Genomic DNA, 18,693 nt, shown 5'->3' on the forward strand with positions numbered 1-18,693 from the left:
GCGTCTCCAGCCAGGACGCACGCCGCCGCCCGGTGTTCGCACACCGGCCCCCCATCAAGGCATCGAGCCTTCATCGCCTGGGCGCGCCGGATGGCTTCGCGCGGGAGCCGTCATTCGGCAGTCCCACAGCGTCGTCCGGCGACGGTCGCACGTTTCAGAACTGTTTCCTGGATCAGTCAGGCCATCGTCGGGAGCGGTGCCGCTTGGGAACCGTTCATGGCGTCGCATACTACCATTCCAGTTGCTGGTATGGTAGTTGCGCCGACCTTGGTTGGTCAACCTCACCATCTGCGGCATATCGTCAGGCGAGGACCGGCCGAATCCCGTCCTACCTTGGTATGTTCGATTGGGCTGGACGGCATTTGGGACAAACTCCAATGTACAGTCTCAGGAGCTTCGCAAGAGGATGATCGGCGGAATTTAAAAAACCGCATAGACCGGACAACCGCAGACTACAGGGAAGGGCCGCAGGTGGAGGAACCCAGCGCCACGGGAACGATTGTGACCGCACTTGCAGGTGGCATCGGGCTGCTGGCGCTGATGACGCTGATCTACGGGACAGTCCTGTACCGCTTGGGCGATCGGCCCCGGCTGCGCCAGCTTTGCCTGGGCTTGATGTTCGGTGCCGGCGGCGTGGCGGCCATGCTGCAGTCGGTCCCCATCCTTCCCGGGGTCTATCTGGACGTCAAGGCAGTGCCGGTGGCGTTGGCCGCCCCCTTCGGCGGTCCGTTGGCCGCCGTCCTGGCCGCCGGACTGGTGTCGGCCGGCCGCATCGCGGTCGGTGGCGCCGGCGTGATGCCGGGCGTGGTCGGGATTCTCTGGGCCGGCGCCGCGGGGCTGCTGGTCCGGTGGCTGGTCCCCATGCCGGGCTGGCGGACCACAAGTCCGCTCTTCATCCTGGCTCCGGTCGCGGCGCTCCACCCGCTCAGCATCTTCGTGCTGCCCTGGGAGGTGGCACTGCCGGCCTTCGCCAATGGCGGGCTTCCCCTCGCGCTGTTCACGGCGGGGGGTATTCTGATGCTGGGCACGATGCTGGGACGCGAACACCGCCGCGTCGATACGGAAAAGGTGATGCGTGACGCGGCTCTGAGCGATCCGCTGACCGGTCTGGCGAACCGCCGGGCCTTTTTCGCCGCCATCGACCGCACCGTGGCCGGCGCACTGCGCCACGAGACGCCGGTGTCGCTGCTGATGCTGGACATCGACCATTTCAAGGCGGTGAACGACAGCCACGGGCACGATGCCGGCGATGTGGTGCTGGTGGCGCTCAGCCGTCTGCTCCAGCGCAGCGTGCGGCAGAGCGATCTCGTCGCGCGCTTCGGTGGCGAGGAATTCGCCATTTTGCTTCCCAACGCGCCCATCGACGGGGCGTCCCTGCTTGCCGAACGCCTGCGCTGCGCCGTCCGCGATCTCGCCATTGCGCAGGACGGTGCGGTCCTGCAAGTGACGGCCAGCATCGGCGTATCGACCCTCTCCGCCGGTGCCGACCGTGCCGATGCCATGATCAAGGCGGCCGACATGGCGCTCTATCGGGCCAAGCAGGGCGGCCGGGACCGGGTCTGCCGCCAGCACGAGGCAGGCGTGAAGGAACCGGTGCCGATTTCCTGACAGGAGCGGTCCTGTGCGGACGCCTCACAGCAGGGGCAGGTCGCTGCCGCCATTCACGATGTCGACGGTGCCGGAGATCAGGTTCTCCCCGTACAGCGCCTCCAGATCGATGCCGCCGGCCGGGCGCACCGGGCGGATGGCGCGGATCCAGCCGGCGATGGCCTGCTCCTGACGGCGGCGGATCGCCTCGGCGTCCTCGACCGTCACGGACTGGAAGGACAGGCTGTCGCCGGGGCGCAGGCGGCCGGCGCGGGCCAAGTCGGCGGAGATCACCGTGGCGATCTTGGCATAGCCGCCGGCCGTCTGGTGGTCGTTCAGCAGCAGGATCGGCTGCCCATTGCCCGGCACCTGGATGGAGCCGGTGACCAGCCCGTCCGACGGAATGTCGGCGGAGCCGCGATGCTCCAGCGCCGGTCCTTCCAGCCGCAGCCCCATGCGGTCGGCCTGTTTGCCGACGCGGTAGGGGGCGGACAGGAAGGTCTCTAGCGCCGCTTCGGTGAAGCGGTCCTCCTGCGGCCCCAAGACGACGCGCAACGGCCCGGCGCCATAGTCGGGCGGCTGCGGCAGTTCGACGTCGGCGCCGTCGGGTGCACTGTCCAGGGCCAGCGGCAGCCGGTCCCCCTCGGCCAGCGGCCGTCCGCCGAGCGGGCCGATGCCGGCGCGCACATAGGTGGACAGGCTGCCCATCACCGGGGCCAGCGCGAAGCCGCCGGCCACCGCCAGGCAGGCGACCGACGCCCCGTCCACCGCCCCCAGCCGCAGCACGTCGCCCGCAAGCAGTGTGTGGCTGCGGTGGGGCTCCAGCGGCTGCGGAGCGGCGCCGTCGCGCTCCAGCATCATGGCCAGCGGGCCGACCGCGGCGATGCGGACCGACGGCGCATCCACCCGCAAGGCAGGGCCGAGCAGGGCGATCTCCAGCCCGGCCGCCCCTTGCGGATTGCCGACCAGCGCATTGGCCAGCCGCAGCGCCACCGGATCGAGCGTGCCGGCCACCGGCATGCCGAGTTCCTGGAAGCCGAAGCGTCCCAAATCCTGGACCGTCGCGAACAGGCCCGGCCGGACCACCGTCAGAAAGGCCGCCATCACGCCGTCCTCAGGCTGGCGGGGTCGAAGCGTCCGGCGGATGCCGCCTCGGCGATTCCGTCGAACGCCGCGCGGTCCACCGCCTCGAAGCGCACCCGGTCGCCGGCCGCCAGCAGCACCGGATCGGGCCGGCCGCCGTCATAGAGCGGCACCGGGCAGCGGCCGATCAGGTGCCAGCCGCCGGGGCTCTCCCACGGATAGACGGTGGTCAGCCGCCCGGCGACGGCGACGGAGCCGGCCGGGACCCGCACCCGCGGCTCGGTCCGGCGCGGCCGGTCCAGTTCCGCCGGCAGGTCGCCCATGTAGCCGAAGCCCGGCATGAAGCCGAGCATGTAGACGAAATACTCCACCGACCCATGCAGCGCCGCCACCCGCTCGGCGGTCAGGCCGAGCTGGTCCGCCAGTTCGGCCAGATCAGGGCTGAGTTCGGGGTCGTAGCAGACCGGCAGCCGCCACAGTCGCCCCTCCGCGGGTGTGGCGCCGCTGCCGGCCAGCGCCGCCTCGACCGCCGCCTGCATCTCCCGCCGCCCGGTGGATACCGGGTCGTAGACCACCAGCAGCGAGCGGAAGGTCGGCACCGTCTCCACCAGCCCCGGCGGCGGGGCCGCCTTCAGCCGGGCGTGCAAATCCATGACGCGCGCGTTGGTCGCGCGGTCGATGGCCTCGCCGAACTCGACATTGAAGGCGGTGTCGCCGGCACTGGTGAAGCGGACTTGCACGTTTCCCTCGTTAACCGATCATCATCGACGGCAGCCAGGACACCATGCCGGGGAACACCCACAGCAGCGCCACCATCACCACCATCAGCAGGAAGAAGGGCAGGCTGGCCTTGCCGATGGTGAAGATGTCCTTACCGGTCATCGATTGCAGGACGAACAGGTTGAAGCCGACCGGCGGGGTGATCTGCGCCATCTCCACCACGATGATGATGTAGATGCCGAACCACAGCAGGTCGATGCCCGCCCGCTGCACCATCGGCAGGATGACCGAGGTGGTCAGCACCACCATCGAGATGCCGTCGAGGAAGCAGCCCATCACGACGAAGAAGGCAGTCAGCGCCACCAGCAGCGCCGCCGGCGACAGCTGCATGGTGGTGATCCATTCCGCCAGCAGGCGCGGGATGCCGGTATAGCCCATCGCCACCGTCAGGAAGGCGGCACCCGCCAGGATGAAGCCGATCATGCAGGAGGTGTGGGCGGCGCCGAACAGGCTGTCGCGGAAGGTCGTCCAGTTCAGCGTGCCGGTCACCAGCGCCAGCACCAGCGAGCCCAGCACGCCGATGCCGGCGGCCTCCGTCGGGGTGGCGATGCCGACATAGATCGAGCCTAGCACCGCGGCGATCAGCAGCATGACCGGGATCAGCGCGCCGGTGTCGCGGATCTTCTCCCCGAAGCTCTGCGACGGTTCGGGCGGCGGCACCCGGCCGGGGTTCAGCAGCGACCAGCCGCCGACATACAGCATGAACAGGCCGGTCAGCACGATGCCGGGAATGACGCCGGCGATGAACAGCCGGGCGATCGACACGTCGGCCGCCACGCCATAGACGATCATGATGATCGACGGCGGGATCAGCAGGCCCAGCGTGCCGGCCCCGGCCAGCGAGCCCAGCGTCATCATCGGGTCGTAGCCGCGGCGGTTCAGCTCCGGGATGGTCATGCGGCCGATGGTGGCGGCGGTGGCGGCGGACGAGCCGGACACCGCGGCAAAGATCGAGCAGCCGATGATGTTCACATGCATCAGCCGGCCGGGCAGCCAGCCGGTCCAGGGCGCCAGCCCCTTGAACATGTCGGACGAGATGCGGGTGCGGAAGAGGATCTCGCCCATCCAGATGAACAGCGGCAGTGCGGTCAGCGTCCAGGAGGTGCTGGCCCCCCAGATGTTGGTCGCCATCACCATGCCCACCGGCCGCGCGGTGAACAGCGCCATGGCGACGAAGCCGACGCCTGCCAGCGCCAGCGCCACCCACACGCCGGCCCCCAGCATGAGGAACATCGTCACCACGACGACGATGGATGCGGTCGTCTGATCCATCGCTCAGCCCTCGCTCTGCATGCCGGCATGCTGGTAGGAGGCGTCGCGCCCCTGCAGCACGGCCAGCAGATCGTCGATCAGGGCGATGACCAGCACCACCAGACCCACCGCCATCAGCGCTTGCGGAATCCACAGCGGGACCGGCAGCACGCCCTGGCTGAGATCGCCGAAATCGTAGGAATCGTAGGTCATGCGCACCCAGTACCAGGCGAAATAGCTGCTGAGCGCGGTGGCGAAGCCCAGGCACAGCAGCTCTATCGCGCGGCGTGCGGTGCCGTGCAGCCGCTCCACCAGCACGCCGACGCGGATGTGCGCGCCGCGGCGCAGCGCCGGGCCGAGCATCAGGAAAAAGGACGCCGCCATGCAGTAGCCGGCAAGCTCGTCGGCCCCCGGCACCATGACGTTGAGCAGCCGGGAGGCCACCTGCGTCACGATCAGGACGGCGATGGCGGCAAGAAGGACCGCGCCCAGAATCTCGGCGGCGCGGTAAAGAATGGACAGTGCGGTGCGCATGGCGCAACCACCTCCTGCGGTCGGGACGAAGCGAAGGGGCGTGGAGGGGCCCGGCCGGCCGCCTGTTCCGTGGCGTCGCCGGCCGGAGACATCCTGACCGGTTACTTGCCGAAGGCGGAAATGATCGCCTCGCCGTCGGCGCCGGCCGCCTTGGTCCATTCCGCCGTCATGGTCTTGCCGATGGTGGACAGGCCTTCCTTCAGCTTGTCGGACGGCGACAGGACCTTCATGCCGTTGTCGGACATGGTCTTGTTCAGATCGGCCGTCTTCTTCTCCCACTCGGCCCAGCCGGTGGCCTCGGCCTTCGCCGCGGCGTCCTGGATCGCCTTCTGGGTGCCGGCGTCCAGCCCCTTCCAGACCTCGGTGTTGACGAACACCATGTTGCGCGGCAGCCAGGCCTGCACGTCGTAATAGACCTTCACGAAATCCCAGGCCTTGGTGTCGACGCCGGTGGCGGCCGAGGTGATCATCGCGGTGACGATGCCGGTGCCGAAGGCCTGCGCCACTTCGGCCGCCTCAATCTTCACCGGAATCGCGCCGCTCAGCTCGGCGATGCGGGTCGTGGCCGGGTTGTAGGCGCGGAACTTCTGGCTCTTCAGCCCTTCGACCGACTGGATCTCGTCCTTCACATACAGGCCCTGCGGCGGCCACGGGATCGAGTAGAGCAGCTTGAGGCGCTGGCGCTCCAGCTTCTTCTCCAGATAGGGCTTGGAGACCTCGTACAGCTTGTGGGCGGACTTGAAGTCGGTGGCGAGGAAGGGCACCGAATCGAGGCCGTAGAGCGGATCCTCGTTCGCCCAGGAGCTGATCAGCACCTCGCCCAGCTGGGCCTGACCGGACTGGACCGCGCGCTTGATCTCCGGATGGCGGATCAGCGAGCCGTTGGAATGGACGGTGATCTGGATCTTGCCGGCGGTGGCCGCCTTCACGTCGTCGGCGAACTGCTTCACCACGATGGTGTGCAGGTTCGTGTCCGGATACGGCGTCGGCATGTCCCAGGTCTCTGCCGCGGCCGTCATCGGCCCGGCGGCGACGCCCAGCCCCAGCAGGCCGGCGACGACCGGACCGGCCATCCGGGCAGTGGCCGAACCGGCCATCCGGCCAATGAAACGGGAATGCAGCGTGTGAGCGGTCATGATGTTCGCAAAGCCCCCTGTTGTTGCCCGATGCGGCATCCGCCGGCCTTCTGGCCGGTCGGAGGAGAGCGGCATCCGCCCCCCTGATCCCGCCCTTGATCGGACTCCAAAGGTTCACCGTTCCGAACCGTCCGTCAAACCCCGTGTGAGGGCCGACGGGAAAAAAGTCAGCGCTGCCCGCCGCTTATCGGTTGCACTGCACCCGCCGGTCAGTAGATCAGCTCGTTCTCGCCGCTGCCCTCGGCCAGGACCAGCTCGCCGCGGGCCGCCAGATCCTTTGCCAGCTGCACCATGTACATCTGCGCCTCGTCCACGTCGCGGACGCGGACCGGACCCATCGCCGCCATGTCTTCGCGCAGGATCTTGGCGGCGCGCTCGGACATGTTGGAGAAGAACAGGTCCTTCAGCGACTCCGACGCGCCCTTCAACGCGGTACCGAGCTTCTGCTTGTCGACCGTGCGCAGCATCGTCTGGACGCCCGAGGGGTCGAGCTTCGACAGATCCTCGAAGGTGAACATCAGCGACTTGATGCGCTCGGCGCTGTCGCGGTTGCGTTCCTCCAGCGCCGCCATGAAGCGGTGCTCGGTGGTGCGGTCCAGCCCGTTGAAGATCTCCGCCAGCATCTCGTGGCTGTCGCGCCGGCTGGTGCGGGCGAGGTTGGTCATGAACTCGGTGCGCAGCGTGCGCTCGACGTCGTCCAGAACCTCCTTCTGCACCGCCTCCATGCGCAGCATGCGCATGATGACTTCCATCGCGAAGCTTTCCGGCAGCTGCGCCAGCACGCGGCCGGCATGGTCGGAACGGATTTTGGACAGGACGACGGCGACGGTCTGCGGATATTCGTTCTTCAGGTAGTTGGACAGCACCGACTCGTTCACGTTGGTCAGCTTGTCCCACATGGTGCGGCCGGCCGGACCACGGATGTCCTCCATGATCTGGTCGACCTTGTCCTTCGGCAGGGTCTTCAGCAGCAGCCGCTCGGTCGAATCGAAGGAGCCGACGACGGTGCCGCTCGACGACATCTGCTCGGCGAATTCGACGAACAGGCGCTCGATCAGGTTGGCCGACACGGTGCCCAGGTTGGCCATCACCTGGGACAGCTCCTTGATCTCTTCGTCGTCCATCAGGGAGAACAGCTTGGACGAATGCTCCTCGCCCAGCGCCAGCATCATGATGGCGGCCTTTTCCGGGCCGGTGAGGGTCCGGTAGTCCTCACGAACCTTCTGAGCCATTGCTACCCTTCACGATGCGCTGATCCATTGATGCGCGATCATTGCGGCAAACATCGTTAACAAACGATAAGGAAGACGCCGGGGGCATACGAAAACAGGCATTACGGAACCGAATCCGGACAGGGACGGTTGGAGGGTGGATCCCCGTCCCCCCGCGAAAGGTGGCCTTCATGTCCGCCCGTGCCGCCCTTCTGCTGCCTTGCCTTGTGGCGCTCATGCCGGCTTCCGCCCTGGCGGAACGGGCGGTGACCGTCGAGGGCTCCGACTGCCGGGTGTGGGACCAGTATCCCGACCGGCGCAAGACCGTCCGCTGGTCCGGTGCCTGCCCGGACGGCTGGGCCAGCGGTCCCGGCGTGCTCAGCTGGTTCCATGACGGCCGCTACGACGGGCAGGTGGAGGGCACGCTGGTCGATGGGCGGATGGAAGGGCAGGGGCGCGTCACCTGGCGCGACGGCCGCCGCCTCGATGGGAATTTCAGCAATGGGCTGGTCTCGGGGCAGGCGACCCATGTCTGGGCCGATGGCCGCGTGTACGAGGGGGAGTGGAAGGACGACCGCCGGACCGGCTTCGGCACGCTCACCTTCCCCAGCGGCAACAAATATGTCGGCCGCTTCCAGCGCAACCGCCCGACCGGAGAGGGCGAGTTCGTCACCGCCGACGGCCGCCGTTATCGCCCGCGGATCGACGCCCGCGGCACCCTCGGCGCCGGTGCCCCGCTGGACCGACCGCCGCAATCGGCCTCGATCCCGGCGGCCGCGGACGCCGATCCCAGTCCGCCGACGCCGCCGGTCCGTGCGGGTCGGCCGCAAAAATTGGAAGACTGGCTGAACCAGTCCGACCGACTCCTTCGCGACCGTTCCCGTTAGTGGCTTGGCCCAAGGTCGGAGCGCATACGGCCATATGTGAAAATGGATTTACAGAAATATGCCATTCCTGTAACTCTGTACTCATTAGGGCCGTGCTGACGCTGTTGAGGGGTATCGGGGGATGGAGCCGCCCATTCAGACGGGATCGCTGCTGATCCGCATGCAGAACTGCCAGCAGCAGCTTCCGGCCGCCCTCGCCAAGGTGGGGGAGTGGGCGCTGGCCTATCCCTTTCGCACCGCGACCCTGAAGATCGGCGAACTGGCGGCGGCTGCCGAAGTGTCGGTGGCGTCGGTCAACCGCTACGCCCGCTTCCTCGGCTATGACGGCTTTCCGGAGTTCCGCGAGGATCTGCTGCGCGCCTTCGAATCGACCTTCGCGCCGGTGGAAAAGCTGCGCGTCGCCGTCCAGCGCGACACCTCGAACGCCGAGATCATGCGGGAATCGCTGGCCAGCGACGCCGGCAACATCGCGCGCACCATGGATCTGCTCCAGCCCGAGCAGTGCGAGGCCGCCATCCGGCTGATCCGCGAGGCCGGCCGCGTCGTGGCGCTCGGCCTCGGCGACAGCGCCTATCTCGCCCTGTTCCTGGCCGACGTGCTGGAGCCCTATGTCGACACCGTGCGCGAAGCCATCGAGTTCGCCGGCACCGAGCGCACCATCCGCCGGCTGATGACGGTCAGGCCCGGCGATCTGGTGATCGCCATCACCTCGCCGCGCTATTCGCGCCGGACCATCGAGCATTTGCAGCTGTGCCGGGAGCGCGGGGCCAAGGCCATCGCGCTGACCGATGCGCCGGACAGTCCCATCGTGCCGCTGGCCGACGTCACCCTGCTGGCCGGGGCCGACCACGGCGTGCGCCACAGCTCGCCCACCGGGCTGATGGCGCTGATCGTGGCGCTGGGCACCGCGCTGTCGCGCTCCGGCCCGGACAGTGTCGGACAGGCCGCTGACGTCGCCGAACGCATCCTGCCCTACCTCCACGTCGTGCCGAAATCGAACCGCCCGACGGAGTGATCCGGGCCGATCAACCGGGGCCTCCCCCTCCACGCGCCGAAGAAGTTGGAAAGCGATGACGATCTCCTATTGGAACGGGCGTTACCTGCCGCTGGACGAGGTCCATGTGTCGCCGCTGGACCGCGGTTTCCTGTTCGCCGACGGCCTCTATGAGGTGACCGCGGCCTACAACGGCCGCCTGTTCGAGCCGGAGGCCCACATCGCCCGCCTGCAACGCGGCATGTCGGAGCTGCGCATCGACTGCGCGCTGTCGGCCGGCGACTGGCTGGGCATCATGGAGCGGCTGGCTGCGGAGTCCGGTATCGCCGGCGACCTGACGGTCTATCTCCAGGTCACCCGCGGCGCCGCATCCAGCCGCGGCCACGCCTTTCCGGCCGGCGTCACCCCGTCGGTGTTCGGCATGGCCAGCCCGCTGAAGCGCCCGCCCGCGGCGTGGCGCGACCAGGGCGTCGCCGCCATCACCATCCCCGACATCCGCTGGGGCCGTTGCGACCTGAAGACGGTGGCGCTGCTGGGCAGCGTGCTGGCGCAGCAGGCGGCGACCGATGCCGGCGTGGTCGATGCGCTGCAACTGCGCGACGGTCTGGTGACCGAGGGTGCCGCCACCAACATCTTCGTGGTGAAGGACGGCGTCATCGCCACCCCGGTCAACGACAACCGCATCCTTGAGGGCATCACCCGCATCGTCATCCTGCGGCTGGCCGCCGAGGCCGGCCTGCGGCTGGAGGAGCGCGACATCCCGGCGGCCGAGCTCGACAGCGCCGACGAGATCTGGATCGCCAGCACGACCAAGGAAATCACCCCCGTCACCAGCCTGAACGGCAAGCCGGTCGGCAGCGGTGCGCCGGGCATGGTCTGGCGCCGCCTGTTCGCGCTGTTCGCCGAAAGGCTCGGGCGATGAGTGTGGCCGCTGCCGTGAAAGCGGTCGAGACCGCGCCGGCCCTGCTGTCGGTGGAGGGGCTGAGCGTCGCCTTCGACGGCGAGCATGGCCCGCTCCGCGTCGTCGACGATGTCAGCTTCACCGTGGCGCCCGGCGAGACGGTCGCCATCGTCGGCGAATCCGGCAGCGGCAAGTCGGTGACCTCGCTGTCGCTGATGCGGCTGGTCGATTATGCCGGCGGCCGCATCGTCGGCGGGCGCATCCGCTTCAAGGGCCGCGATGGGCGCGAGCGCGACCTCGCCACGCCGCCGGCAGAAGCGCTGACCGACATGCGCGGCAACGACATCGCCATGGTCTTCCAGGAGCCGATGACGTCGCTGAACCCGGTCTTCACCATCGGCGACCAGATCGCTGAGGCGGTGATGCTACACCAGGGCCTCGACCGCAAGGCGGCGCGGGCGGAGGCGCTGCATATGCTGGAGAAGGTTCGCATTCCCGAACCGGCCCGGCTGCTCGACCGCCATCCGCACCAGCTGTCGGGCGGCATGCGCCAGCGCGTGATGATCGCCATGGCACTGTCCTGCAAGCCGTCGCTGCTGATCGCCGACGAGCCGACCACCGCCCTCGACGTCACCATCCAGGCGCAGATCCTGCGGCTGATCCGCCTGTTGCAGGACGAGATGGGGATGGGCGTCATCTTCATCACCCACGACATGGGCGTGGTGGCTGAGGTGGCCGACCGCGTCGTCGTGATGTGGCGTGGCCGCAAGGTGGAGGAGGGCCCCGTCGAGCGCATCTTCCAGGCGCCGCAGCACCCCTACACCAAGGCTCTGCTGTCCGCCGTGCCGAAGCTGGGCGCCTTGCGCGGCCAGGATCTGCCGGTGCGCTTCCCGCTGCTGGTGGTGGACGACGCCAAGGCCGAGGCTGCGCCTCCGGCTCCGCCGCCGGTGCAGGACACCGTGCGCGCGACCGACGCTCCGCTTCTTGAGGTGCGCGACCTCACCACCCGCTTCGACGTGCGCAAGGGCATCTTCGGCTCGCTCAAGGCGCGGGTACATGCGGTGGAGAAGGTCAGCTTCGCTGTCCGTCCGGGCGAGACGCTGGCGCTGGTCGGCGAGTCCGGCTGCGGCAAGTCGACCACCGGCCGCACCATCATGGGGCTTCAGTCCGCCACCTCCGGAACCATCCGCTTCGACGGTCTCGACACCGCGACGCTGGATTCCAACGGTCAGGCGAAGCTGAAGGAGAAGATCCAGTACATTTTCCAGGATCCCTTCGCCTCGCTGAACCCGCGCATGACCGTCGGCTTCAGCGTCGCCGAGCCGATGCTGGTCCACGACTATGTGCCGGCCGCCAAGCCGGGCCTGTCGCGCCGCCGCGCCATCGAGGAGCGGGTGGCGGAACTGCTGACCCAGGTGGGCCTCAAGCCGGAACATGCGCGCCGCTATCCGCACGAATTCTCCGGCGGCCAGCGCCAGCGCATCTGCATCGCCCGCGCCATCGCCTGCGACCCCAAGCTGATCATCGCCGACGAGGCGGTGGCGGCGCTCGACGTATCGATCCAGGCGCAGATCGTCAATTTGCTGATGGAGCTTCAGGCCAGGCGCGGCCTGTCCTACCTGTTCATCAGCCACGACATGGCGGTGGTGGAGCGGGTCAGCCACCGCGTCGCGGTGATGTATCTCGGCCAGATCGTCGAACTCGGGCCCCGCCGCGCCGTGTTCGAGAATCCGCAGCATCCCTACACGCGCCGCCTGATGGCGGCGGTGCCGATCGCCGATCCCAGCCGCCGCACCCGCGACCTGCGGCTGCTGACCGGCGAGATCCCCAGCCCCATCCGCGCCATCGGCGACGAGCCGCCGGTGCAGCCGCTGGTGCCGGTCGGCGAGGACCATTTCGTCGCGCGCCACGCCGTCGGCGGCGATTTCTGAGTTTGCCGACGGCGATTTCCGAACCAAAAAAGCAGGGAGCCTACACGTGAACCGCTTCGCCCTTCCGCTTCTCGCCGGCCTGCTCGCCGGCACCGCTCTCGCCGGCCCGGCCTTCGCGGCCAAGGATCTCGTTGTCGGTCTCCCCGACAACATCACCACGCTGGACCCGGCCGACATCAACGACACGCTGTCGCAGTCGGCCAGCCGCACCATGCTCCAAGGCCTGTTCGGCTTCGACAAGGACATGAAGCTGGTGCCGCTGCTGGCGGAGAGCTTCACCGTCAACGACACCGCCACCGAATACACCTACCGCCTGCGCAAGAACGTCACCTTCCATGACGGCGCACCCTTCAACGCCCAGGCGGTGAAGACGAACTTCGACCGTCTCGCCAACCCGGCCAACCGGCTGAAGCGCCAGAGCCTGCTGGCGATGCTGGCCGAGTCGGTGGTGGTCGACGATTACACCATCACCCTGAAGCTGTCGCAGCCCTTCGGCGCGCTGAACAACAACCTCGCCCACCCCGGCGCGATGATCCACAGCCCGAAGGCGCTGGAGACCTTCGGCAAGGAGATCGGCCGCCACCCGGTCGGCACCGGTCCCTACAAGTTCGTCAGCTGGGAAGCGGACACGCTGAAGGTCGAGAAGAACGACAAGTACTGGAAGCCGGGCCTGCCGAAGATCGACCACGTCACGCTGAAGAGCGTGCCGGAGAACGGCAGCCGCATCGCCATGCTCCAGACGAACGAGGCGCAGTTCATCTATCCGCTGCCGCCCGAGATGGTGAAGATGGTGGAGGCCAACAACCAGCTTGAGCTGATCGACGCCCCGTCGATCGTCGCCCGCTATGTGGCGATGAACACCATGAAGAAGCCGTTCAACGACCCGCGCGTCCGTCAGGCGCTGAACTACGCCATCGACAAGAATGCCTGGATGAAGGTGGTTTATCGCGGCTATGCCGGGCCGCTGGATTCCGCGATCCCGTCCAAGCTGGGCTTCCACGTCGCCCAGCCCAACCAGTACACCTACGACCTCGCCAAGGCGAAGGCGCTGCTGGCCGAAGCCGGCTATCCGAACGGCTTCGAGGCCGAGATGTTCGGCCGCAACAGCACCAACTTCATCCGCGGCATGCAGTTCGTCCAGCAGCAGCTGTCGCAGATCGGCGTCAAGCTGACCGTCACCCCGCTCGAAGCCGGTGTCGAGACCGCCCGCGTCTGGGGCGTCGAGAAGCCGGAGGACGCCACGGTGCAGATGCAGTATGGCGGCTGGTCGGCCTCGACCGGTGACGCCGACTGGGGCCTGCGCCCGCTGCTGTGGGGCAAGGGCTTCCCGCCGAAGTTCTTCAACGTCGCCTACTACAAGAACGACACGGTCGACGCCGCCATCGAAACCGGCATCGGCACCGCCGACACCGCCAAGCGCGCCGAGGCCTACCGCGTCGCCCAGGAGCAGATCTGGAAGGACGCGCCCTGGATCTTCCTCGGCGTCGAGAACCTGCTGGCCGGCAAGTCGAAGAAGCTGACCGGCTTCTACTACGTCGCCGACGGCGGCCTGCAGATGGAAGAGGCCGATCTGCAGTGATGTGAGTGTGGAATGCCCTCTCCCCAGGGGGAGAGGGCATCTTTTCTCTGCCCATCCAGGACCTCTGCCCCATGCTGAAATATCTCGTCGGCCGTCTCGCCGGCATCCTGCCGGTTCTGCTGGTGATCTCCGTCTTCGTCTTCGGTTTCGTCCATCTGCTGCCGGGCGATCCGGCGCGGCTGGTCGCCGGTTCGGATGCCACCCAGCAGGACGTCGAACTGGTACGCCAGGATCTCGGCCTCGACCAGCCGCTGTGGGTGCAGTATGGCCGCTTCCTCGGCAATGCGGTGCAGGGCGAGTTCGGGCGGTCGATGAAGTCCAAGCGGCCGGTGTCGCAGGAGATCGGCGAACGCTTCATGCCCACCTTCTACCTCACCGTCGTCGCCATGGTGTGGGCGACGCTGGCGGGTCTGCTGATCGGCGTCGCGTCGGCCACCAAGCGCGGGCGCTGGCAGGACCATGTCGGCATGGTTGTCGCTGTGTCGGGCATCGCCTTCCCGTCCTTCTGGCTCGGCCTGCTGATGATCGACCTGTTCTCGGTCAAGCTCGGCTGGCTGCCGACCAGCGGATACGGCACGTGGCAGCATTACGTCATGCCGTCGCTGACGCTCGGCCTCGGCGTCGCCGCGGTGATGGCGCGCTTCACCCGCTCCGCCTTCATCGAGATCGCGCGCGAGGATTACGTCCGCACCGCAAGGGCCAAGGGCGTGCCGGCGCGGCTGGTGGTGTGGAAGCACACGCTGCGCAACGCGCTGATCCCGATCATCACCATGGTCGGCTTGCAGTTCGGCTTCCTGCTCGGCGGGTCCATCGTGGTGGAGACGGTGTTCTCCTGGCCGGGGCTGGGTCGGCTGCTGGTGGATAGCGTCAATTACCGCGACTACACCGTCATCCAGGCGGAGATCCTGCTGTTCTCGCTGGAGTTCATCATCATCAACCTGCTGGTCGATGTGCTGTACGCCTTCGCCAACCCCGAGATTCGCTACTCATGACCACGACCGATGCAACCGTGGCCGTGAGCCACGAAGCCGTCCGCTCGCCGCTGCGCGAGTTCTGGCGCAAGTTCCGGCGCAACCGCACCGCCATGGCGGCAGGGGTCTGTCTGCTGGCGCTGGCGCTGGCCGCGGCGGCGGCGCCGTGGATCGCCCCCTTCGACCCGGCGGCCTTCGATTACGACCGCATCCTGGAAGGCCCCTCGGCCGACCATTGGGCCGGCACCGACGCCTATGGCCGCGACATCCTGAGCCGCATCCTGTGGGGTGCCCGCATCTCGCTGTCGGTCGGGCTGCTGTCGGTGCTGCTCGGCGGGGTGGCCGGCGTGGCGCTGGGCCTGATCGCCGGCTTCCGCGGCGGCTGGATCGACAGCCTGATCATGCGCGTCTGCGACGTGCTGCTGGCCTTCCCTGGCATCCTGCTGGCCATCGGCATCGTCGCCATCCTCGGGCCGGGCATCGAGAACGTCATCTATGCGGTGGCGATTTTCAGCGTTCCCGTCTTCGCCCGTCTGGTGCGCGGCAGCACGCTGTCGCTGAAGCGCGCGGTCTATGTCGATGCCGCCCGCGCCATCGGCGTGCGCGACCGGCTGTTGATGGTCCGCCACATCCTGCCCGGCACGCTGCCCAGCGTCATCGTCTATGTCTCGATGCGCATCGGCACCTCGATCCTGACGGCGGCCAGCCTCAGCTTCATCGGTCTCGGCGCCCAGCCGCCCAGCCCGGAATGGGGCGCCATGCTGGCCGACGGACGCAGCTACATCGGCGTCGCCAGCCATGTCACCTTCTATCCCGGCCTCGCCATCTTCCTGACGGTGCTGGCCTTCAACCTGCTCGGCGACGGACTGCGCGATGCCCTCGACCCCAAACTCCGCTGACGGTGGCAGACGTGCGCGGGCCTTCGGGCTCGCCTGCGGCCGGCTAAAGCCGGGGCCGCGCAACGCCATCACCGACGTTCCGGGTGTGCGCGTCGGCCATGTCACGCTCGATGAGGGCGCCATCCAGACCGGCGTCACCGCCATCCTGCCCCATGCCGGCAACCTCTACCGCGACAAGCCCGTCGCCGCCGCCGAGGTGCTGAACGGCTTCGGCAAGAGCGTCGGGCTGATGCAGGTGGAGGAACTCGGCGCGCTGGAAACCCCGATCCTGCTGACCAACACCCTGTCGGTCGGCACCGCCTCCTCCGCCCTGGTCCGCCACGCCATCGCCGCCAACCCCGACATCGGCCGCAGCACCGCCACCGTCAATCCGCTGGTGATGGAGTGCAACGACGGCCCGCTGAACGACATCCAGGCTCTGGCGGTGACCGAGGCCCACGCCGCCGCCGCACTCGCCGCCGCACTGGCTGAACAGGACGGTGCGGAGGTCGCGGTCGGCTCGGTCGGCGCCGGTCGCGGCATGTCCTGTTTCGGCTTCAAGGGCGGCATCGGCACCTCCTCGCGCCGCCTCAAGCTGGACGGCAGGCGCCATCACCTCGGCGTGCTGGTGCTGGCGAATTTCGGCCGGCCGGGGGAGCTGCGCCTGCCCGACGGCCGCCGCGTCGCTCCGCCTGCGAAAGACGACGCACCCGAGAAGGGCTCCGTCATCGTCGTCGCCGCCACCGACGTGCCGCTCGACCACCGCCAGCTGCGCCGGGTGATCCGCCGCGCCGGGGTCGGGCTGGCGCGGGTGGGGTCCTTCTGGGGCCATGGCAGCGGCGACATCGCGCTCGGCTTCACCACCGCCAACCGCATCGACCATGACGAGCGGGCCGACCTCATCCCCCTGCGCATGCTGAACGAGCGCCGCATCGACGCGCTGTTCGAGGCGATGGCCGACGCGACGCAGGAGGCCGTCCTCGACGCGCTGGCCGCCGCCACGCCGGTGGTGGGCCGCGACGGCGCCACCCGGCCCTGCCTCTCCGACATGTTGATGTCAGACTTACCGATTTCCGGGAGCATTCCGTGAAGATCTACATCTCCGCCGACATCGAAGGGGTGGCCGGCGTGGTCTCCCAGCAGCAGGTGACGCCGGGCAATGCCGAGTATGAGCGCGCCCGCCGCCTGATGACCGCCGAGGTCAACGCCGCCATCGAAGGCGCGCTGGAGGCCGGAGCCAGCGAAATCCTGGTCAATGACAGCCACGGCCCGATGGTCAATCTGCTGCCGGACGAGCTGCATCCGGCCGCCGAGCTGATCCTCGGCCGGCCCAAGCCCATCGGCATGTTCGCCGGTCTGGAGCCGGACGCGGCGGGTGTCATGTGCGTCGGCTTCCACACCTCGGCCCGCCAGTACGGCATCCTTGCCCACACCACCAACAGCTTCGCCTTCGGCCGCGTCCGGGTGAACGGGCTGGAGCTGGGGGAGGCCGGCAACTACGGCGCCTATGCTGGCGAGATCGGCGTGCCGGTGATCCTGCTGAGCGGCGACGACCGCTTCGCCGCCGAAATGGCCCCGCTGTTCCCGGATGCCGAGCAGGTGGTGGTCAAGCAGGCGCTGGGCCAGCGCGCCGCCCGCTCCGTGGCGCCGTCGGTCGCCCGCGACCGCATCCGCGAGGCGTCGGCCCGCGCCGTCCGCCGCGCGGCGAGCATCCCGCCCTTCCGCGTGCCGCCGCAGGCCGACGGCGCGCCCTACCGGCTGGAGATCGAGATGACCAGCCCGGCGCTGGCCGATCTGGCGTCGCTGATCCCGGTGTCGGAGCGCCTGGATCCCGTCACCATCCGCCTGCCGGCCGCCAGCATGGCCGCCGCGCTCGGCTGGATCAACACCCTGTCCGCCATGTCGGCCACCCTGCGCTGAGACCCGCCCCCATGACCCTTTCGCACCCGCAGTCCTTCGCCCTTGCCATCCATGGCGGCGCCGGCACCATCAAGCGCAGCGCCCTGACCCCGGCGCTGACCGAGGGCTATCACGCCGGCCTGCGCCGGGCGCTGGCCGCCGGGCACGAGGTGCTGGCCGACGGCGGCAGCGCGCTCGATGCCGTCACCGTTGCCGTGATGGCGCTGGAGGACGAGCCGCTGTTCAACGCCGGCCGCGGCGCCGTCTTCACCGCCGAGGGCGTGCAGGAGATGGACGCCGCCATCATGGACGGCCGCGACCGCGGCGCCGGTGCGGTGGCCGGGCTGTTCGGCCCGCGCAACCCGATCCTGGCCGCCCGCGCGGTGATGGAGCAGACCGAGCATGTCCTGCTGATCGGCGAGGGCGCGCTGGATCTCTGCCGCCGCCAGGGTCTGCCGATGGAGGATGCCCCCTATTTCTTCACCCAGCCGCGCTGGGACGCCCTCCAGGCCGAGCTGGAGCGCCGCCGCTCCGGCGCCCCCGACGATGGTGACGAGCAGCGCCGCCACGGCACCGTCGGCGCCGTCGCCCGCGACCGCGACGGCAACCTCGCCGCCGCCACCTCGACCGGCGGCATGACCGCCAAGGCCAGGGGCCGGGTCGGCGACAGCCCGGTGATCGGCGCCGGCACCTTCGCCGACAACATCACCTGCGCCGTCTCCGCCACCGGCCACGGCGAGCATTTCATCCGCCGCTGCGCCGCCCACGAGATCGACGCCCGCATGCGCTGGGCCGGCCAGACCCTGGAGCGCGCCGCCGGCGACGTGGTGGACGAGCTGGGCGTGATCGGCGGCTCCGGCGGCCTGATCGCCATCGACCGCGACGGCCGGGTGGCGCTGCCCTTCAACTGCTCCGGCATGTACCGTGGCGCCATCGGGCCGGAAGGGTTGGCGATGACCGCGATCCACCGCGAGGAGTTCCGCATCGGCTGACCCTCCGGCCAGAGAGTCCCCCTCTCCCCCGCTGGACAGGCGGAGGCCGGCGTCCCACGTTGCTGCTCGTCCAGTGCAA

Annotated in this window: 17 protein-coding genes; 11 read left to right on the forward strand and 6 right to left on the reverse strand. The window is 68.7% G+C overall.

Features of this window, described 5'->3' with window-relative positions; all coding sequences use genetic code 11:
* The first annotated feature begins 501 nt into the window (after nucleotides 1-501).
* A complete protein-coding gene (locus ABNQ38_RS33200; RefSeq protein ID WP_377810528.1) occupies nucleotides 502-1,608 on the forward strand; it encodes a diguanylate cyclase in 1,107 nt (368 codons plus the stop codon).
* Nucleotides 1,609-1,632: 24 nt separating this feature from the next.
* On the opposite strand, the gene ABNQ38_RS33205 is transcribed toward ABNQ38_RS33200, so the two are convergent.
* From ABNQ38_RS33205 to fliG, 6 genes are all read right to left on the reverse strand, one after another.
* Nucleotides 1,633-2,691: a biotin-dependent carboxyltransferase family protein gene (locus ABNQ38_RS33205; protein ID WP_377810529.1), complete on the reverse strand. Its 1,059-nt coding sequence runs from the start codon at nucleotides 2,689-2,691 to the stop codon at nucleotides 1,633-1,635.
* A complete protein-coding gene (pxpB, locus tag ABNQ38_RS33210; protein WP_377810530.1) occupies nucleotides 2,691-3,410 on the reverse strand; it encodes a 5-oxoprolinase subunit PxpB in 720 nt (239 codons plus the stop codon). The genes ABNQ38_RS33205 and pxpB overlap by 1 nt, the downstream gene beginning before the upstream one ends.
* A gap of 10 nt (nucleotides 3,411-3,420) precedes the next feature.
* Nucleotides 3,421-4,722, reverse strand: a complete 1,302-nt coding sequence (locus ABNQ38_RS33215; protein WP_109049794.1) for a TRAP transporter large permease — start codon at nucleotides 4,720-4,722, stop codon at nucleotides 3,421-3,423.
* Nucleotides 4,723-4,725: 3 nt separating this feature from the next.
* A complete protein-coding gene (locus ABNQ38_RS33220; protein ID WP_377810531.1) occupies nucleotides 4,726-5,235 on the reverse strand; it encodes a TRAP transporter small permease in 510 nt (169 codons plus the stop codon).
* A gap of 101 nt (nucleotides 5,236-5,336) precedes the next feature.
* Entirely contained in the window at nucleotides 5,337-6,371 is a 1,035-nt protein-coding gene (locus ABNQ38_RS33225) for a TRAP transporter substrate-binding protein (RefSeq protein ID WP_377810532.1), read from the reverse strand.
* A gap of 209 nt (nucleotides 6,372-6,580) precedes the next feature.
* Complete coding sequence (gene fliG, locus ABNQ38_RS33230) at nucleotides 6,581-7,603, reverse strand: flagellar motor switch protein FliG (protein ID WP_098737244.1); 1,023 nt, start codon at nucleotides 7,601-7,603, stop codon at nucleotides 6,581-6,583.
* 170 nt (nucleotides 7,604-7,773) lie between these two features.
* Here fliG and ABNQ38_RS33235 point away from each other — a divergent pair, with 170 nt between their 5' ends.
* The 10 genes from ABNQ38_RS33235 to ABNQ38_RS33280 all read left to right on the forward strand — a co-directional run bounded on the left by ABNQ38_RS33235 (nucleotide 7,774) and on the right by ABNQ38_RS33280 (nucleotide 18,614).
* Nucleotides 7,774-8,469: an MORN repeat-containing protein gene (locus ABNQ38_RS33235; RefSeq protein WP_377810533.1), complete on the forward strand. Its 696-nt coding sequence runs from the start codon at nucleotides 7,774-7,776 to the stop codon at nucleotides 8,467-8,469.
* A gap of 121 nt (nucleotides 8,470-8,590) precedes the next feature.
* Entirely contained in the window at nucleotides 8,591-9,484 is an 894-nt protein-coding gene (locus ABNQ38_RS33240) for a MurR/RpiR family transcriptional regulator (RefSeq protein ID WP_098737248.1), read from the forward strand.
* Nucleotides 9,485-9,539: 55 nt separating this feature from the next.
* Nucleotides 9,540-10,385, forward strand: a complete 846-nt coding sequence (locus ABNQ38_RS33245) for a D-amino acid aminotransferase (protein ID WP_377810534.1) — start codon at nucleotides 9,540-9,542, stop codon at nucleotides 10,383-10,385.
* On the forward strand, nucleotides 10,382-12,295 hold the full coding sequence (locus ABNQ38_RS33250; RefSeq protein WP_377810535.1) for a dipeptide ABC transporter ATP-binding protein: 1,914 nt from the start codon (nucleotides 10,382-10,384) through the stop codon (nucleotides 12,293-12,295). Before ABNQ38_RS33245 ends, ABNQ38_RS33250 begins: the two co-directional genes overlap by 4 nt.
* A gap of 46 nt (nucleotides 12,296-12,341) precedes the next feature.
* Nucleotides 12,342-13,874 carry a glutathione ABC transporter substrate-binding protein gene (locus ABNQ38_RS33255; protein ID WP_377810536.1) on the forward strand — a complete coding sequence of 511 codons (1,533 nt, stop codon included), beginning with the start codon at nucleotides 12,342-12,344 and terminating at the stop codon, nucleotides 13,872-13,874.
* Nucleotides 13,875-13,945: 71 nt separating this feature from the next.
* Nucleotides 13,946-14,866, forward strand: coding sequence for a glutathione ABC transporter permease GsiC (gsiC, locus tag ABNQ38_RS33260; RefSeq protein ID WP_377810537.1), 921 nt, complete (start codon nucleotides 13,946-13,948; stop codon nucleotides 14,864-14,866).
* The gene (locus ABNQ38_RS33265) at nucleotides 14,863-15,744 is read left to right on the forward strand and encodes an ABC transporter permease subunit (RefSeq protein ID WP_377810538.1); all 882 of its coding nucleotides are present in this window, start codon (nucleotides 14,863-14,865) and stop codon (nucleotides 15,742-15,744) included. The genes gsiC and ABNQ38_RS33265 overlap by 4 nt, the downstream gene beginning before the upstream one ends.
* Nucleotides 15,719-16,813, forward strand: coding sequence for a P1 family peptidase (locus tag ABNQ38_RS33270; RefSeq protein WP_377810539.1), 1,095 nt, complete (start codon nucleotides 15,719-15,721; stop codon nucleotides 16,811-16,813). Before ABNQ38_RS33265 ends, ABNQ38_RS33270 begins: the two co-directional genes overlap by 26 nt.
* Nucleotides 16,810-17,643 (forward strand): M55 family metallopeptidase, encoded by an 834-nt coding sequence (locus tag ABNQ38_RS33275; RefSeq protein WP_377810540.1) that lies wholly within the window; start codon nucleotides 16,810-16,812, stop codon nucleotides 17,641-17,643. Before ABNQ38_RS33270 ends, ABNQ38_RS33275 begins: the two co-directional genes overlap by 4 nt.
* Nucleotides 17,644-17,654: 11 nt before the next feature.
* Nucleotides 17,655-18,614: an isoaspartyl peptidase/L-asparaginase family protein gene (locus tag ABNQ38_RS33280; RefSeq protein ID WP_377810541.1), complete on the forward strand. Its 960-nt coding sequence runs from the start codon at nucleotides 17,655-17,657 to the stop codon at nucleotides 18,612-18,614.
* The last annotated feature ends 79 nt before the right edge of the window (nucleotides 18,615-18,693 follow it).

Source organism: Azospirillum sp. A29 (assembly GCF_042604625.1).
GTDB lineage: Bacteria > Pseudomonadota > Alphaproteobacteria > Azospirillales > Azospirillaceae > Azospirillum > Azospirillum palustre.

What these genes read in the sequence shown, in the direction of transcription:
- ABNQ38_RS33205 (WP_377810529.1), bottom strand. Translation starts at nt 2,691, where the DNA reads ATGGCGGCCTTTCTGACGGTGGTCCGGCCGGGCCTGTTCGCGACGGTC.
- ABNQ38_RS33215 (WP_109049794.1), bottom strand. Translation starts at nt 4,722, where the DNA reads ATGGATCAGACGACCGCATCCATCGTCGTCGTGGTGACGATGTTCCTC.
- ABNQ38_RS33220 (WP_377810531.1), bottom strand. Translation starts at nt 5,235, where the DNA reads ATGCGCACCGCACTGTCCATTCTTTACCGCGCCGCCGAGATTCTGGGC.
- ABNQ38_RS33225 (WP_377810532.1), bottom strand. Translation starts at nt 6,371, where the DNA reads ATGACCGCTCACACGCTGCATTCCCGTTTCATTGGCCGGATGGCCGGT.
- fliG (WP_098737244.1), bottom strand. Translation starts at nt 7,603, where the DNA reads ATGGCTCAGAAGGTTCGTGAGGACTACCGGACCCTCACCGGCCCGGAA.
- ABNQ38_RS33235 (WP_377810533.1), top strand. Translation starts at nt 7,774, where the DNA reads ATGTCCGCCCGTGCCGCCCTTCTGCTGCCTTGCCTTGTGGCGCTCATG.
- ABNQ38_RS33240 (WP_098737248.1), top strand. Translation starts at nt 8,591, where the DNA reads ATGGAGCCGCCCATTCAGACGGGATCGCTGCTGATCCGCATGCAGAAC.
- ABNQ38_RS33245 (WP_377810534.1), top strand. Translation starts at nt 9,540, where the DNA reads ATGACGATCTCCTATTGGAACGGGCGTTACCTGCCGCTGGACGAGGTC.
- ABNQ38_RS33250 (WP_377810535.1), top strand. Translation starts at nt 10,382, where the DNA reads ATGAGTGTGGCCGCTGCCGTGAAAGCGGTCGAGACCGCGCCGGCCCTG.
- gsiC (WP_377810537.1), top strand. Translation starts at nt 13,946, where the DNA reads ATGCTGAAATATCTCGTCGGCCGTCTCGCCGGCATCCTGCCGGTTCTG.
- ABNQ38_RS33265 (WP_377810538.1), top strand. Translation starts at nt 14,863, where the DNA reads ATGACCACGACCGATGCAACCGTGGCCGTGAGCCACGAAGCCGTCCGC.
- ABNQ38_RS33270 (WP_377810539.1), top strand. Translation starts at nt 15,719, where the DNA reads ATGCCCTCGACCCCAAACTCCGCTGACGGTGGCAGACGTGCGCGGGCC.
- ABNQ38_RS33280 (WP_377810541.1), top strand. Translation starts at nt 17,655, where the DNA reads ATGACCCTTTCGCACCCGCAGTCCTTCGCCCTTGCCATCCATGGCGGC.